Below are 15,894 nucleotides of genomic sequence, written 5' to 3'. Positions count from 1 at the left end.
GGAAAGAATATGAGAATAAAAAAGAGAGTAATTGCTCTTGCTTTAATTGGAGTATTAGCTCTAGGCTCATTAACTGGATGTATGAAAAAAGATAATCCTAAAAAAATTGGAATGGTTCTTTCAACTTTAAATAATCCATTTTTCGTTTCAATGAAAGAAGGAGCAGAAGCTGAGGCTAAAAAATTAGGTTTTGAATTAATTGTACTTGACTCAACAAATGATCCTGCAAAAGAGAGAGCAAATGTAGAGGATTTAATACAACTTGGAGTGACAGCATTACTTATAAATCCAACAGATAGTGATGCAGTAGTTAAAACTATAGAGGTAGCAAATAAAGCTAATGTTCCAGTAATAACATTAGATAGACAAGCGAATGGAGGAGTTGTTACAAGTCATATAGCATCAGATAATATTGCTGGTGGAGAGATGGCAGCTAAGTTTGTATTAGACCAATTTAAGGATAAAGATAATATAAATATAGTAGAAATTCAAGGAATACCAGGAGCATCAGCTACAAGAGATAGAGGACAAGGATTCCATAATATATTAGATAAAGAAAGCAAAGCTAAATTTATATCAATTCAAGCGGCAGATTTTGATAGACAAAAGGGACTTCAAGTTATGGAAAACATCATACAAAGAGATCCAAATATTCAAGTGGTATTTGCACATAATGATGAAATGGCTCTTGGAGCTGCAAAGGCAATAAAGGCAGCAGGACTTAACACTATAGTAATCGGATTCGATGGAAATGAAGATGCTAAAGAGGCTATAGAAAAGGGAGAAATGAAAGCAACTATAGCACAGCAACCAGATGAAATTGGTAAATTAGGAGTAGAGCTTGCAGCTAAGATCTATAATGGTGAAAAGGTAGACAATAATATTGCAGCAGATTTAAAGATTTATTCAAATTAAAGAAAATAAAGAGCCTAAAAATTAATAGAGTTTTAGGCTCTTTTAATTTACTCAATGTACAAATTTAAAGGAAAGAAATATGGTATAATTTTAAATAATAAATTTATGGGGGAAAAAGATGAGAAAAACGACTTTATTAGACATAGCAAAAGCTGTTAATGTTTCTAAGACTACAGTATCAATGGTACTTAATAATAAAGAGAACAATATATCAAAAGAGACAAAAGAAAAAATATTTAAGGCTGCAAAAGAGTTAAATTATGTACCAAATTATTTAGCTAAGAGTTTAATAACTAAAAGATCCTATAGTATTGGTGTTATAGTACCAGATATACAAAATCCCTTCTTCAGTGAAATGGCTAAAGGCATTGAAAAAATAGCAGAAGAGAATGGATATAGCATAATATTATGTAATACACTAAATAGTAAGAGGAGAGAAAATGAACATATTAAGCTACTTATGAGTAAAGCTATAGATGGACTTATAATAGCTCCAAGTGATGATAAGAGTGAATCATTTGATATATTAGAAAATCAAGGTATACCCTTTGTAATAGTGGATAGAGTTGTAGAAGATTTTGAAAAATTTAATGGAGTTTTTTGTAATAATGAAAAAGGTATAAGACTAGGATTAGATTATCTACATAATAAGGGAAAAAGAAATATAGCTTTTATTGGAGGTAATAAAGAATATAGTACTGCTAATATTAGATTAAAGACCTATATAGAAAAAGTTATTGAACTTGGTATATATAACAAAGATTTTAATATAGAGGATGATTTTTCATTAGAGGGTGGATTTAAGGCAACAAAGCGTCTTATAGAAAAAGATCTGGAGATAGATGCAATATTCTACAGTAGTGATGTAATGGCTATTGGAGGTATAAAATACTTACTTAGAAACGGATATAAAATACCAGAAGATATAAGTATATTAGGATTTGATAATATTGATATCTGTAATTTTATTGAGCCAGAGCTTACAACAGTAGCACAGCCTATATATAATATGGGAGAGGAAGGGATAAAACTTCTTCTTAGACTTATAGATAAAAAGGATATTGAGGAAAAGATAATAGAATTAGATCCTTACCTAATAGAAAGAGGTACAGTAAAATAAAAAACAGGTATATATTATAATACCTGTTTTTTATTTTACGTATTTATTGTTATATAGTTTCTTATGATCTTTATTATCAATTATGGCACTAACAATTTTAATTTCATTTTTCATAATAATCACCTCAATTATTATTTTATACCGATGAAATATTTATATAAATTAACACAAGGTAAATATATGTTAATTATATATTCAAAAATAAATTATAGTAAAAAATTAATATAATTTAAAAAAACAATTAAATATATATTAAAAAATTAAAAAATATATATTGCAAATCGGTTTACTGTATATTATATTTACAATAGAGGCTGGATAGCTTTGGTAGATTATAAAATAAAGGGGAGATTATTTTTTATGAGAAAAAGTAAAGAAAGTATAAAGATTTTAATACTTACAGCTTTAATTTCTACTATCTCTGTAACAAGTTTAATTAGTAATACTGTAAATGCAGCTACTTTAAATCCTAAAAAAGCAGAATTAACGGCAGGTAAAGTTAATGATGAGGAACAGGTTATTGAGAAGATACGACTTATGTGGAAAGATGATTTAACTGGAGGTAAAGATATTGATTTAGATAATCCAGTTATATCTAAAAAGATAACCGGATATGTAAATCAAACAAAAAAATTTCTACAAACTATGAATGAAGACAAGTCAAAAGACTGGTTATGGGAAGAGTATAAAGATTATAAGGAGAATCCAGCAAGAATAACATCCATGTTTAATAACGTAGTATCTATGGCTAAGGCTTATAGCTTACCAAATGATACTTACTATCAAAATGAAGAACTTAGAGATAAAATAATATATGCCTTAGAGTGGATTAATGAAAACGCATATAACGACAAGATAGAACAATATGGAAATTGGTGGGACTGGATGATTGGTATACCTGCTAGACTAAATGATGTAGTTGTATTAATGTATGATGATTTATCAAAAGAACAAGTTGATAAATATATGAGTGCAATACAAAAGTTCTTACCAAGTATAGAACCAGGGAGTAAGCATCATACAGGAGCAAATTTAGCAGATGTATGTCTAAATAAATTATTACAAGGAGTTAATCAAAAGGATTCAAGTAAAATAAAAGAGGCATCAGAGGATATAGTAAGTGTATTTAATTATGTAACTAGTGATGATGGATTTTATCCAGATGGTTCCTATGTGCAGCATGGCATAGTGGCTTATACTGGCTCTTATGGTAACGTTTTAATAAATAAAGTATCAAATTTAATGTTCTTATTGGAAAATACACCATGGAGTATTAAATCTGATAACAAAAATAACATATATAAATGGATATTTGAAAGTTTTGATCCAATTATCTATAAAGGATATGTTATGGATATGGTAAGAGGAAGATCCATATCAAGACCTAAAGATAACGGATATATTCAAGCAGCAGGAATTATGGAGGGAATGCTTAAACTTTCAATGATTTCAGATAAAGAAACATCACAAAGAATCCAGAGTTTAGTGAAAGAATGGGCACAAGAGTCTTCTAGTGTAATAGACCCTGGAAGTAGATTCAAATCTATAAATGCTATAAATACATTTTATAAGATTATGAAAGATGATAATGTTGTAGCATCAAAACAAGGTGAAAATCATTATGCATTAAATATGATGGACAAGACTGTTCATGAGAGAAGTGATTATTCTTTAGCAATTTCAAGAAGTTCAAATAGAATTAGTAAATATGAATTTATGAATAAAGAAAATTTAAGACCTTGGTTCCAAGGAGATGGAATGACATATCTTTATAATAATGATTTAACACAATTTTCAGAGGATTTTTGGCCAACTGTTGATCCATATAGAATGCCTGGAACCACAGTTGATAGTAAAAAGAGAGCAGATAAAGAAATAATTCCAGGGGTTGACCCAGGTGCAACAGAGCAAGATAAGGTATATTATGAACTTACTAATGAAAGCTGGTCAGGTGGAAGTAAGTTAGGTAAGTATGGAGTAGCAGGTATGAAAATAAGCAATAAAAATGATTCATTAACTGCAAATAAAGCTTGGTTTATGTTTGATAATGAGATAGTTTGCTTAGGATCTGGAATAACAAATCCAGATGAATTTGATACAGAGACAATAATAGAGAATAGAAAGATTAAAAAAGACGGAACAAATAAATTTATAGTGGATGGACAAGAGAAAGTATCTAATCTAGGTGATAAGGGAGAGATAAAAAATGCAAAGTGGGCATACCTTCAAGGAAATGCTGAAGGGTCAGATATAGGATATTATTTCCCAGATGGTGAAGATATAAATATTTTAAGAGATAGAAGAGAAGGAAATTGGCTAGATATAAATTCAGGAACATCATCCTTAGATAAAGGGGTAACAAATAATTATCTAACTATGTATATAGATCATGGTAAAAATATTAAAGATGAAGAATATAGTTATGTGCTGCTTCCAAACAAGTCAAAAGATGAAATAGAAAAGTATTCAAAAGATTCTAAGATTAAAATACTTAGAAATGATGAAAAAGCAAGTGGAGTTAAGCATACTGGACTAAATATTGAAGGTGCAAACTTCTGGGTAGATGGAAAAAATACCTCTGGAGATATAACATCAAATAAGAAAGCTTCAGTAATAATGAAGGAAGATGATAATAAAAACCTAACAATTTCTGTGTCAGATCCAACCTTTGAAGGTAATAAGATATCAATAGAAATAAATAAAAGTGGAGGAAATATAGTTTCTAAAGATGATAGAATATCAAATGTTAAATTTAAAGATGGAAAGGTTACATTTGATGTAGATGTTAAAGATTCTAAAGGAACTACATCAGAACTTGTAGTTAAACTTAAAGATGGAAATAACAAACCTGATATAGAAAGCCTAAATGAAATACCAGAGATATATGGACAAGATATAAAATTAAATCAAGGCGATAAGTGGGATAAAGCTCTTCATAAATTAAGTGCAAAAGATAAAGAAGATGGTGATATAACTGATAAAATATTAATAGAGAAAAATAATCTACCCCTTGATAAGAATTCAGTGGTAGATAAGCCTGGAAAGTATAATGTAGTATTCTCTGTTACTGATAGTAAAGGTGGAAAAAAAGAGAAAACTCTAGGGGTAGAAGTATTAGAAAAAGAAATCAAACCACAAAATGATGAGAAGGATAAAAATAATACATCAGAAAATAAACTTCCAAGTACTGGTCTTACGGCAGAAGCATTAGGATTAGTATTAACTGGTGGAGGGTTATTTGGAAGTGGATTATATTTTTTAAAGAAGAGAAAGAATAAACTTTAATATTTAATAAATAAGAATGTGTAGGTAAAATCCTACACATTTTCTCTATAATATTTTTACAGGTTAAATAGTTTATTCATTTAATAAATATAAGAAAATGTGGTAGTATTTATATAGAGATATTAATAAAAAATATGAATATCTTTGCAGATTTTATAGCAATTTAAATAATAATATAAAATAATAATATAATATGTTATTATATAGATGATAAAATAATTAATACAAAGGAGTACATTATGAGAGCAGTTTACAAAAATCCAAAAGAATTAGCAACATGTTTAAAGGACTTAATAGATCAACATTTAGATGATCTTATCACTTATGAAAAACTAGAAGAAAAAATAGTTAGAATTGTTAAGGCTAATGGAAATAGTGTATATAAGGATGGACATATGCCTGTAAAGTTATCTAATATATTAGGTGAAGAAAGAAAAGATATAATAGATAAGATAATGGCAAATAATTAGTTTAAAGAAATAGCTTTAAAGATTAATACATATTGAAGATGATTTAATAAAAGCATAAGTTTTGAAAAGTATTTTTAAAATCTTCTTTTTTAATGTATAATAAACAAGCAGGAAAAAATTAAGTGAGTAGAGCTAACTTCTTTTAAAGTTAGAGAGATTTATTTTAAATCCACTTAAGATAGAGATATATATTTGAAAGAAGGTAGAATTAGGTATGGCAACTATAAAGATATTTAATAAAAAAATTCAATGGGATGGTTTAAATTTAACTTGTGTCATGGAAAGATATTTAGACACTAACAATATTGCGTTAGAAGTTTATGATGAATATGGCGAGTTTTATGAAGGCATTACATTAGATTATAAAGAAACATTACCAAAATCAAATAATGCTATTATAAATAATAGAAATGAATGTGAAGGAATATTAAGCGTTTTAACAGGAGCTAATATTGCTAAAGTTGTTGGTAAGATAGATGTTAATCTTTTAATGAGAGATTTAGTTGTTGTTAATAGTAGAGAATTTAAAGAAATTGATGAAGATTTATTTTTAGACTTTGCAAAAAGTTCATTTATGGATTTAAATTCATTTATAGCAGATATGAGTAAAGCTGAAGAAGAGGTTGCAGTAGATGAAACTGCTGAATAATATCATAAAATAAAAGATGTATTGGATTTTTCCATACATCTTTTATTTTATGAAAAAAGAGATATAAATTTAAATAAAGTTCTATTATACCTCTCTTTGCTTTAAAATATATTCAATTATATGTACTTAACTTATATTAAAGAAAGTGAATTATCTAATAGGGTAGTAGCTTCAGTATTAGATATTTCTTTACTTAAACATATTTCATTAATTAAAAATTTTTTTGTGTTAGTTAACATTTGTTTTTCACTTGTATTTAAATTATGATCTTTACTAACTTGAGTAAGATTAGATATTATTTCAATATAATCCTTTAAAGTACCTAATTTAAATTTTATAGTATTATCATGTAACCTTGCCTTACAATTGCTGCTATTTAATTCTTCTAATTCAGTAGAAAATTTATTAATATTATTAAGAGCCTTATCTAAGACATTAGATTCGCTTATTAATCTTAAATTACAAACTTCTGAACGATTAGCAGGTAGCATAAGTTTTAAGTTGTTATTAACTAAATGAATTCTATAATATTTCTGCATCTTACCTAAGAATTCCTTCTCTTCAACAACATCAATAACACCAACACCTTGGCTAGGATAAACAATTTTATCTCCTACATTAAACAAACAGAGCACCTCCAAAAATAGTTATAATAATATTATAACACACTTGTTGTATTTTGACGAAACAAATATTTTATCATATTAGAATATGCATGTCAATTATTTTATGTAGTTCCTAAATTTAGCTTAGAATTAATTTATATTTATAAATTAATGGTTGATATTAGTTAGCTTAATAATAGATTTTATGTGAAAAATAATAATGGAGGACATTAGATAAAATATATATGGTATAGTTAAATATGTAAGTAATTTTAGAAAAGAGGTACATAAGATGAATGAAAATTATATTAATGTATTAGAAGCAGCAAAAGAGCTAGGATTAAAAGCCAAAGTAGTTACTTCAGTAAAATCCTTTGACAATTATAATAGTTTTTTTAATATATATGCAGATAGTGAAGAACCTTGTAGACGTATTGTTATTTTAACAGAAGACGAATATGTAGAAGAGGTGTATGATGAGGATCCAAGTAGAGCAGTAAATCTTATGGAAAAGATAGATGGTAACATATGGATTGAGGAGTTTCCTTTAACTACTAATCCCAATAGCATAATATTAGAAAATATAGCTGTACCAAAGGAAATTGTTGAAAAATTTAAGTGTGATAAAAATATATAAAGATATGTCGTAAGTAAATAGCGTTACATTATTATTTACATTACAAATATGTAATGTTATTGAAAGGTTATAAAATATGTAAAATAACATTGAAAATATATAATAAGTGTATAATAAAATAACAGAGAGAGGATAAAAGATGCTAAAAATACGGAATTTAATTATATTAGGAATTATAGTAATAAGTATAGGATTAATGTTATTGGAGCATGTAAATGATACTAGAAAAAAAGAAATAGATGAGCAAAAACAATATATAAAAGCAACATATAAAGAGATAAAATGAAAATAAGCAAATAAAGAGATAATATATATTTAAATATATATTATCTCTTTTAATTTAAATATCTAAAATTCTCCTTGGAATTTTAAATTCTATAGTTTCTTCTATTTCCTCTAACATTCTACTATCCTTTGGATCTACAAAAAGACAAGTATAACCACATTCACCAGCTCTACCAGTTCTACCTATACGGTGTATATAACTTTCAACATTTTCTGGTATATCATAATTATAAATGTTATCAACACCACTTATATCAAGTCCGCGAGCAGCTACATCTGTTGCAATTAAATATTGTATATCAGCATTTCTAAAAGATTTCATTATTCTTTCACGCTTAGGTTGAGGAATGTCACTATGAATCTTCTTACAGTTATAGCCTCGTTTATGAAGGTCCATTTCTAAATTATCAACTCTTCTTTTGGTTCTACAAAAGATTATTGCCATAAATGGATTATCTTTATCTAATACTGTACATAAAGCATCTTGTTTTCTTCTATCTGTTGTTTCAACTACCTCTTGCTTTATATTTTTTAATGTAATTTCTTCTTTTTTTACTGAAACAACAACTGGATCAATCATATATCTATAAGATAACTTTTTAACTTTTGAATCCATTGTTGCTGAGAAACATAAAGTTTGACGTTTTTTTGGAGTCTCTTTCATTATGGCTTCAACTTCATTTTTAAACCCCATAAACAACATTTGATCAGCTTCATCGAGGACTAATGTTTTTAAGTTTTTAAGATCAATAGTACCTCTTTTTAGGTGATCTAGAAGTCTTCCTGGAGTTGCAATTACTAATTGTATATTTCCTTTTAATTTTTTTAATTGAGATCCAATATCCTTTCCGCCATATGCAGATAGTATATTAATATCTTTTCCTTCTTTAAGCTTTATAGCCTCTTCTGTTATTTGTATTGCAAGTTCTCTTGTAGGAGATACTATGAGCGCTTGAATACCCTTAGAATCTAGAGAAATATTTTCAAATATAGGAAGTAAGAAAGCTAAAGTTTTTCCAGTACCTGTTTGCGCTTCAGCTATAACATCTCTACCTTCTTTTATAAAAGGAATAGCCTCCCTTTGTATATCTGTTGGAGTGTGTATTCCATATTTTTCTAATACATTAAGTATATCTGATTTTATTCCTAAGTTTTTAAAATTCATAAATCTTACCTTTCGTTTTAAAATTTATTTTAATAAGTTCATTTAATGATATCACAATGAATAGATTAATTCTAATATATTTATTTTTAACTTATTTATAATCAATATTATAGGTAAATTATATAATATTTAACAAAATGTGAATAGGGGATTGTATATGGTGAATAGAAAATTGATTAAAATAGTTATGGAGACAAGAAAAGTATTTAGTATATTTTTATTTATCATTTTCTATCAATTCTTAAGGGACAATTATATGAAAAAGAGAATAGAATAAAAGACATGTAATAAATATACATGTCTTTTTTATTTTAGCTTTAACTTATAAATTACTCACCTAAAACTTGAGATGCATTTGTTATAATACTATCTAAATAATCGGAAGACCCCTCTCCAAAATAGCGAAGTATTTCATCGCAAGAAGAAGAGTTCTTTATAATCATTTCAAGTATTTTAACTTCATTAGTTAGGGTATCTATCTTATTGTTTAGACTTTTATTTGATTCTTTTGAATTCATAATAACACATCCTTTAACAAAGTTTATTTTTTTTAGCAAGTTCCATAAGATCTTCTCTAAATTTTGGGTGAGCTATATTTATTAAGCTATAAGCTCTTTCTTTAATACTTTTTCCGCATAGATTTGCAATACCATATTCTGTAACAATATAATCAGCATCATTTCTAGAATAAGAAATTGCAGAACCTAGATAATGATTTATAGTAATAGTTGAGATAGTGTCATTTTTTGCAGTTGAATGAAGGGCTATTATTGATTTACCATCACTACAAATGCAAGCACCAACTCCAGTATCTGTTTGTCCACCAGTTCCACTATATTGAGTAAAGCCTAGACTTTCTGACGAACATTGCCCAGTTAAATCTACTGAAAGGGCAGTATTTATTGAAATCATTTTATTATTTTTTGAAATTACATATGGATCATTAGTATATGAACACCTTTTCAGCTCAACACAAGGATTATCATCTAGGAAATCATAAAGTTTTTGACTTCCTAAGGCAAATGAACCTATTATTTTATGAGGATGAAGTGTTTTGTATTTATTTGTTACTACTCCTGCATTAAATAAATCTACTATACCTTCTGTTATCATTTCGGTATGTACTCCAAGATCCTTTTTATTAAGTAGGGATTTTGCAACTGCATTAGGAATATTACCGATTCCAAGTTGAATTGTTGATCCATCTTCAACCAAAGAAGATATATATTCTCCTATTTTATAATCTTTATCTGATGGTTCTGTAGAAATTAATTCATTCACTTTACAAGTATTTTCTATAATATAATCAACTTCACTTATATGAACACAAGTATCACCATGTACTTTTGGAAGATTTTCATTTACTTCTAATATAACTATATCTGCTTTATCAATATTCTCTCTCTCGTAAACTAAAGAAAGTGATAAAGAAAAGAATCCATGTTTATCCATTGGTGTTACTGCACCTACAAATATATTAGGCTTTCTATATTTAAGTCTTCTTGTAGCTGAATATCTTAAATGAGTTGGTATATATGAGCAAAGGTCATTTTTGTTAGAATTTCTTGCGGGTGCACCCATAAAAAGAGATTCATTAAAAAAATGACCTTTCATTTCTTCTAATGTGTTGTATTTATATTCATTTAAACTTAACATAGTTACAACAGTAACATTCTCAACCGTATCTTTTATTGTGTGCAATTTTCCTAAAAATCCTTTTGGCTCACAAGGACCTAATGAGCAAACTATTTCATCATTTGATTTTACTAAGTTAAGAGCATCCTCTGTTGAAATTAATTTTTCTTTATAAATATTTAAATAATTCATATAATTGCCTCCTTGTAATAAAAAAATAAGTTAAAATTTTAACAAAGATTTGTAAAAAAAGAGTTATAACTAAATTGCTAAAAGAAATTACATGCAACATATAATCTATTTTAAAAATTTCGTGTATAACTCTAAATCTCTCTAAACACTTTATTTATTAACTTACTTATATAATATAACGAATATTCAGAAAAATCTACACAAAATGTAAAAGTTTACTGTTTGTTAAAAAATAAACTAAATACTATATAATAATATATAATTTATCTAGTAATAATGTGATTATAATAATGAGGTTTATAAATAAATCATAAAAAATTTAAAGAATGAAATTAAGATGTAATTCTATAATTAGAAAAAATATACGATTATACTAAAGGTAAATGTTTAACTTTGAAATTTTAATAATTTTAAAGTTAATGAATTTTAAATTTAAATTTTATGATATAATATGAAACATATCATAGAAACTGCTCGTATATCATCGGAAATAGGGTCCGAAAGTTTCTACCTGCTAGCCGTAAATTAGCAGACTACGAGGTAAATATAAATTTAGTATATAGGATAACACTATTGTTAAATTTATTCACCTCAAATTATATTTGAGGTGTTTTTTTATCCCTAAAAATTAAATAGAGCAGATGATAAATATATCAAAAGGGGAAGAAAATAGGATGGAGAAAATTAAAGAAAGTAGCAATGAGTATAAGCTGATATATGGGATTAATGATAAACCAAAATTAGCAGCACAAGTACTATTAGGATTTCAAAATATTTTTGCGGCTTTTGGAGGAATTATAGCAGTACCGCTTGTAATATCAAGCGCATTAGGTTTAGATGGAGCAACATCAACTGCACTGTTAAGTGCTTCAATTTTAGCATCAGGAGTTGCAACTGTTATACAATCTAAGGGAATTGGACCTTTTGGAGCAAAAGTACCTTGTGTCATGGGAACAGACTTTACTTTTGTTGCCCCATCAATTGCAGTAGGTTCAATTGCAGGGCTTCCAGGAATTATTGGAGCTACAATTTTAGGATCAATACTAGAATTTATATTAAGTTTTTTTATAAGACCGTTAATGAAGTTATTTCCTCCGATTGTAACAGGAACAGTTGTATGTTTAATTGGATTAACATTAGTACCAGTATCTATTGATTGGGCGGCTGGTGGAGTAGGAAATGCTGATTATGGAAGTATGAGGAACATAAGTATAGCAATGATTGTATTAGTTATAACATTACTTTTAAATAGATATGGTAAGGGTATGATAAGTAGTGCAGCAATTCTTATAGGAATGACAATAGGGTACATATTGTGTATTCCACTAGGAATGGTAGATTTTACTTTGGTTAAGGAATCAAGTTGGTTTGCAATGCCTAATATATTTAAGTATGGAGTAGATTTTGATATAAAGTATGTATTAACTTTTATACCAGCATATTTCGTTACCGTTATAGAAACTGTGGGATGTTTAGCTTCTATTTGTGAAGTAACAGATATTAAGGCTGATGATAAAATAATCGGTAGAGGTGTATTAGCTGACGGTGTGGGAAGCTTATTTGCAGGAATAGTAGGCTCTTTCCCAAATACAACTTTTAGTCAAAATGTTGGTTTAATACCATTAACTAAGAATGGTAGCCGTTTTGTGGCTATGACGGCAGGAATACTTTTAATATTACTTGGATTTTTTCCGAAATTTGCAGCGCTTATAAATATAATGCCAGCACCAGTTCTTGGAGGAGTCGGTATAGTAATGTTTGGTACTATAGCGGCAGCTGGAATAAAAACTTTAAGCGGTATAAAGATAAATAATAGAAATTTATTAATTATAGCAACTTCAATAGGATTAGGACTTGGAGTTACCTTTAGACCTGAATTTATAGCAGAGCTTCCTCAAGGAATAAAGATGATATTTTCATCAGGAATATCAACAGGAACAATTGTTGCGCTTATTTTAAATAAGATACTAAAGGAAGAGAAAATAGAAGAATCCAGAAAAGAAGAAGTGTTAGATGATATAGAAAGTAACATAAAAACTGACGTTACAAATATGGCGTAGCATTAAATGAATTTATCTAATAAAAAACTAAGACTAAGTTCTTGGTTTTTTTATTTTTATACAATTTATGTAATAAATTGTATAAAAATGTATTGGAAATAATGTATATTATGAAAACCTTTCATAATATAAAGAAGTAAATTAAAGATTTATAAAAAAATATATTAAAATTCTATTGACAACCTTTTCAAAAGAAAATATAATAAACTCATAAGCTGAGTAAAGCGGTTTAAGAAAAACGGTTTACTAAGTTGGAGCTTTAAGGAGGATATTATGAATTATAGATATGCGAATCATCCAGAGGATTCAAAAAAATATACTACAGAGGATCTTAGAAGACATTATTTAGTTGAAGAAATATTTGTTGATGACAATATTGAATTAACTTATAGCCATGTTGATAGAATAATATTTGGAGGTATTAAACCGGTTTATAAAGAATTAGTTCTTGAAGCAGGAAAAGAAATGGGAGTTGATTATTTCTTAGAAAGAAGAGAGCTTGGATTAATCAATATAGGTGGAGCAGCAATAGTCACTATAGATGGTGTTGAATATAACTTAAATAAAAGAGATGGATTATATGTAGGAAAAGGAAATAAAGAAGTAAAGTTTAAATCAGTAAATCCAGAAGAGCCTGCAAAACTTTATGTAAATTCAGTACCAGCTCATAAAGAGTATAAAACTGTTAAGATTGAAATAGAAAAAGCGAATCCAGTTAAGCTTGGAGATGCTAAGAGTCTTAATAAGAGAACAATATATCAATATGTACATCCAAATGTATGTGAAAGTTGTCAATTGTTAATGGGAATGACAGTTTTAGAAGAGGGTAGTGCTTGGAATACAATGCCATGCCATACTCACGAAAGAAGAATGGAAGTTTACTTCTACTTTGATATGGAAGAAAACACAAGAGTATTCCACTTCATGGGTGAACCGGATGAGACAAGACACTTAGTTGTAAAAAGTGAACAAGCTATCATATCTCCAAGTTGGTCAATACACTCAGGTGTAGGAACAAGTGATTATACATTTATATGGGGAATGTGTGGAGAAAACCAAACATTTGATGATATGGATGCAATAAGAATGGATGAATTAAGATAATACAGCATTTAGGAGATAATTATGATTAAGGATATAAATATTGAAGAAATAAAAAAAAGAGATGAATTTTTAAGTAGTAATTTATTAACTAAATCAGAAGTAAAGCAAGCTATAGAAAATGTTATTAAGCAGATAGATGCAAATATGGAATATTTCAAAGAAAAGTTTCCATATTCAGCAACTAAGAACAGTAAGTATGAAATCATAGAAAATATAGAATGGACAGATGGTTTCTGGACAGGCTTATTATGGCTGGCATACGAATATACTGGAGATAACCAATATAGAGAACTTGCAGAAAAGAATGTTTTATCATTTAAAAACAGAGTAGATAAAGACATTGAAATAGATCATCATGATTTAGGGTTCCTTTATTCGCTATCTTGTGTTAGTGCATATAAATTAACAGGGTCAGAGATTGCAAAAGAGGCTTCAATAAAGGCTGCCGATAAATTAATTTCAAGATATCAAGAAAAAGGTGGATTTATTCAAGCTTGGGGAGAACTAGGACATAAAGATCATTATAGATTTATAATAGATTGCTTATTAAATATTCCTTTACTATACTGGGCAAGTGATGAAACAAGAAATGATAAATATAGAAAAATTGCAGAAAAACATTTCGAAACATCATGCAATTATGTTATTAGAGATGATGCATCAGCATTCCATACATTCTATATGAATCCAGAAGATGGAGCTCCAGTTAAAGGGGTAACTAGACAAGGATATAATGATGAATCAGCTTGGGCTAGAGGACAAGCATGGGGTATATATGGAATTCCTCTAAATTATAGAAGTACAAAAAATACTCATGCATTTAATCTGTATAAAGGAATGACAAACTATTTCTTAAATAGATTGCCTAAAGATAATGTATGTTATTGGGATTTAATATTTAATGATGGAGATGATCAATCAAGAGATTCATCAGCTGCTGCAATTGCAGTATGTGGAATGCATGAAATGAATAAATATCTTCCAGAAGTTGATGAAAATAAGGAAGTATATAAGTATGCAATGCATACAATTCTTAGAGAATTAATTGAGAATTATACAAATCCTAATATTGCAGAAGGTGAACCGGTTTTATTACATGGAGTTTACTCATGGCATTCAGGAAAAGGAGTAGATGAAGGTAATATATGGGGAGATTATTACTATTTAGAAGCATTAATTAGGTTCTATAAAGATTGGGAATTATATTGGTAAAAGAGGAGAGGTAATTATGAATACGCCAAATATTGAAATGATGAGAGTGGATCAAAGATTAATACATGGACAAGGACAAATGTGGTTAAATGCATTAGGCGTTAATACTGTAATAGTTGCAGATGATGAGGCAAGTGAAGATAAAATTCAACAAACTTTAATGAAAACGGTTGTTCCAAAGTCTGTTGCAATGAGATTTTTCTCAATTCAGCATACATGTGATGTAATATTTAAAGCATCACCTAAACAAAAAATATTTATAGTATGCAAAACTCCAGAGGATGCATTAAAACTAATTAGAGGTGGAGTTCCAGTTAAAGAAATAAATTTAGGTAACATACACAACTGCGAAGGTAAAGAACAAGTAACTCGTTCTATTTACTTAGGCAAAGAAGATAAGGCTGCTATTAAAGAAATGTCAGAAAAATATGGAATAAAATTTAATACAAAGACTACACCATCAGGAAATGATGGAGCAGTTCAGGTAGATATAACAAAATACTTAGATTAAATTGCTTTATAAAAAATCCTCCTAGGTAAACTCTAGGAGGTAGAATATA

Annotated in this window: 15 protein-coding genes and 1 riboswitch; of the genes, 11 read left to right on the top strand and 4 right to left on the bottom strand. The window is 28.1% G+C overall.

The features are described 5' to 3' along the window. The first annotated feature begins 9 nt into the window (after positions 1-9). From rbsB to K5V21_RS05790, 5 genes are all read left to right on the top strand, one after another. Entirely contained in the window at positions 10-915 is a 906-nt protein-coding gene (rbsB, locus tag K5V21_RS05810; protein WP_204594319.1) for a ribose ABC transporter substrate-binding protein RbsB, read from the top strand. Between the two features lie 118 nt (positions 916-1,033). Next, on the top strand, positions 1,034-2,035 hold the full coding sequence (locus K5V21_RS05805) for a LacI family DNA-binding transcriptional regulator (RefSeq protein ID WP_204594318.1): 1,002 nt from the start codon (positions 1,034-1,036) through the stop codon (positions 2,033-2,035). A 360-nt stretch (positions 2,036-2,395) separates the two neighbouring features. Further along, positions 2,396-5,320, top strand: coding sequence for a polysaccharide lyase family 8 super-sandwich domain-containing protein (locus tag K5V21_RS05800; RefSeq protein WP_221859871.1), 2,925 nt, complete (start codon positions 2,396-2,398; stop codon positions 5,318-5,320). A 239-nt stretch (positions 5,321-5,559) separates the two neighbouring features. Next, entirely contained in the window at positions 5,560-5,790 is a 231-nt protein-coding gene (locus K5V21_RS05795) for a TIGR04540 family protein (protein WP_204594316.1), read from the top strand. A gap of 214 nt (positions 5,791-6,004) precedes the next feature. Then, on the top strand, positions 6,005-6,439 hold the full coding sequence (locus K5V21_RS05790) for a hypothetical protein (protein WP_204594315.1): 435 nt from the start codon (positions 6,005-6,007) through the stop codon (positions 6,437-6,439). Positions 6,440-6,570: 131 nt separating this feature from the next. Here the strand turns inward: K5V21_RS05790 and K5V21_RS05785 are convergent, their stop codons facing one another. Further along, positions 6,571-7,065 carry a CarD family transcriptional regulator gene (locus K5V21_RS05785; protein WP_204594314.1) on the bottom strand — a complete coding sequence of 165 codons (495 nt, stop codon included), beginning with the start codon at positions 7,063-7,065 and terminating at the stop codon, positions 6,571-6,573. 271 nt (positions 7,066-7,336) lie between these two features. Between K5V21_RS05785 and K5V21_RS05780 the strand changes: the two genes are divergently transcribed. Both K5V21_RS05780 and K5V21_RS05775 read left to right on the top strand, forming a co-directional pair. Beyond that, positions 7,337-7,681 carry a hypothetical protein gene (locus K5V21_RS05780; RefSeq protein ID WP_204594313.1) on the top strand — a complete coding sequence of 115 codons (345 nt, stop codon included), beginning with the start codon at positions 7,337-7,339 and terminating at the stop codon, positions 7,679-7,681. A gap of 139 nt (positions 7,682-7,820) precedes the next feature. Further along, entirely contained in the window at positions 7,821-7,967 is a 147-nt protein-coding gene (locus K5V21_RS05775) for a hypothetical protein (RefSeq protein ID WP_204594312.1), read from the top strand. A gap of 54 nt (positions 7,968-8,021) precedes the next feature. On the opposite strand, the gene K5V21_RS05770 is transcribed toward K5V21_RS05775, so the two are convergent. The 3 genes from K5V21_RS05770 to K5V21_RS05760 all read right to left on the bottom strand — a co-directional run bounded on the left by K5V21_RS05770 (position 8,022) and on the right by K5V21_RS05760 (position 10,958). Beyond that, a complete protein-coding gene (locus tag K5V21_RS05770) occupies positions 8,022-9,131 on the bottom strand; it encodes a DEAD/DEAH box helicase (protein ID WP_204594311.1) in 1,110 nt (369 codons plus the stop codon). Between the two features lie 329 nt (positions 9,132-9,460). Further along, positions 9,461-9,649 (bottom strand): hypothetical protein, encoded by a 189-nt coding sequence (locus tag K5V21_RS05765; RefSeq protein ID WP_204594310.1) that lies wholly within the window; start codon positions 9,647-9,649, stop codon positions 9,461-9,463. Between the two features lie 13 nt (positions 9,650-9,662). Beyond that, a complete protein-coding gene (locus K5V21_RS05760) occupies positions 9,663-10,958 on the bottom strand; it encodes an acetyl-CoA hydrolase/transferase family protein (RefSeq protein ID WP_204594309.1) in 1,296 nt (431 codons plus the stop codon). 454 nt (positions 10,959-11,412) lie between these two features. Next, positions 11,413-11,514, top strand: a riboswitch (purine riboswitch). A gap of 118 nt (positions 11,515-11,632) precedes the next feature. Here K5V21_RS05760 and K5V21_RS05755 point away from each other — a divergent pair. The 4 genes from K5V21_RS05755 (at position 11,633) to K5V21_RS05740 (ending at position 15,845) form a co-directional block, all read left to right on the top strand. Next, entirely contained in the window at positions 11,633-13,018 is a 1,386-nt protein-coding gene (locus tag K5V21_RS05755) for a uracil-xanthine permease family protein (protein WP_245000655.1), read from the top strand. Positions 13,019-13,291: 273 nt separating this feature from the next. Next, a complete protein-coding gene (gene kduI / locus K5V21_RS05750) occupies positions 13,292-14,122 on the top strand; it encodes a 5-dehydro-4-deoxy-D-glucuronate isomerase (protein WP_204594308.1) in 831 nt (276 codons plus the stop codon). A gap of 21 nt (positions 14,123-14,143) precedes the next feature. Further along, positions 14,144-15,334 carry a glycoside hydrolase family 88 protein gene (locus tag K5V21_RS05745; RefSeq protein WP_221859869.1) on the top strand — a complete coding sequence of 397 codons (1,191 nt, stop codon included), beginning with the start codon at positions 14,144-14,146 and terminating at the stop codon, positions 15,332-15,334. 16 nt (positions 15,335-15,350) lie between these two features. Further along, positions 15,351-15,845 (top strand): PTS sugar transporter subunit IIB, encoded by a 495-nt coding sequence (locus tag K5V21_RS05740; RefSeq protein ID WP_204594306.1) that lies wholly within the window; start codon positions 15,351-15,353, stop codon positions 15,843-15,845. Positions 15,846-15,894: the final 49 nt, after the last annotated feature.

Origin of the sequence: Clostridium sardiniense, assembly GCF_019753795.1 — a bacterium.
Taxonomy (GTDB): Bacteria; Bacillota; Clostridia; order Clostridiales; family Clostridiaceae; genus Clostridium; species Clostridium sardiniense.
Note: the sequence above shows the minus strand (reverse complement) of the source record. Positions and strands in the feature narration are given on the sequence as shown.

Bases quoted from the DNA above. Each gene is read 5' to 3' on its own strand.
- rbsB (WP_204594319.1), top strand. From the start codon at position 10: ATGAGAATAAAAAAGAGAGTAATTGCTCTTGCTTTAATTGGAGTATTA.
- K5V21_RS05805 (WP_204594318.1), top strand. From the start codon at position 1,034: ATGAGAAAAACGACTTTATTAGACATAGCAAAAGCTGTTAATGTTTCT.
- K5V21_RS05800 (WP_221859871.1), top strand. From the start codon at position 2,396: ATGAGAAAAAGTAAAGAAAGTATAAAGATTTTAATACTTACAGCTTTA.
- K5V21_RS05795 (WP_204594316.1), top strand. From the start codon at position 5,560: ATGAGAGCAGTTTACAAAAATCCAAAAGAATTAGCAACATGTTTAAAG.
- K5V21_RS05790 (WP_204594315.1), top strand. From the start codon at position 6,005: ATGGCAACTATAAAGATATTTAATAAAAAAATTCAATGGGATGGTTTA.
- K5V21_RS05780 (WP_204594313.1), top strand. From the start codon at position 7,337: ATGAATGAAAATTATATTAATGTATTAGAAGCAGCAAAAGAGCTAGGA.
- K5V21_RS05775 (WP_204594312.1), top strand. From the start codon at position 7,821: ATGCTAAAAATACGGAATTTAATTATATTAGGAATTATAGTAATAAGT.
- K5V21_RS05770 (WP_204594311.1), bottom strand. From the start codon at position 9,131: ATGAATTTTAAAAACTTAGGAATAAAATCAGATATACTTAATGTATTA.
- K5V21_RS05765 (WP_204594310.1), bottom strand. From the start codon at position 9,649: ATGAATTCAAAAGAATCAAATAAAAGTCTAAACAATAAGATAGATACC.
- K5V21_RS05760 (WP_204594309.1), bottom strand. From the start codon at position 10,958: ATGAATTATTTAAATATTTATAAAGAAAAATTAATTTCAACAGAGGAT.
- K5V21_RS05755 (WP_245000655.1), top strand. From the start codon at position 11,633: ATGGAGAAAATTAAAGAAAGTAGCAATGAGTATAAGCTGATATATGGG.
- kduI (WP_204594308.1), top strand. From the start codon at position 13,292: ATGAATTATAGATATGCGAATCATCCAGAGGATTCAAAAAAATATACT.
- K5V21_RS05745 (WP_221859869.1), top strand. From the start codon at position 14,144: ATGATTAAGGATATAAATATTGAAGAAATAAAAAAAAGAGATGAATTT.
- K5V21_RS05740 (WP_204594306.1), top strand. From the start codon at position 15,351: ATGAATACGCCAAATATTGAAATGATGAGAGTGGATCAAAGATTAATA.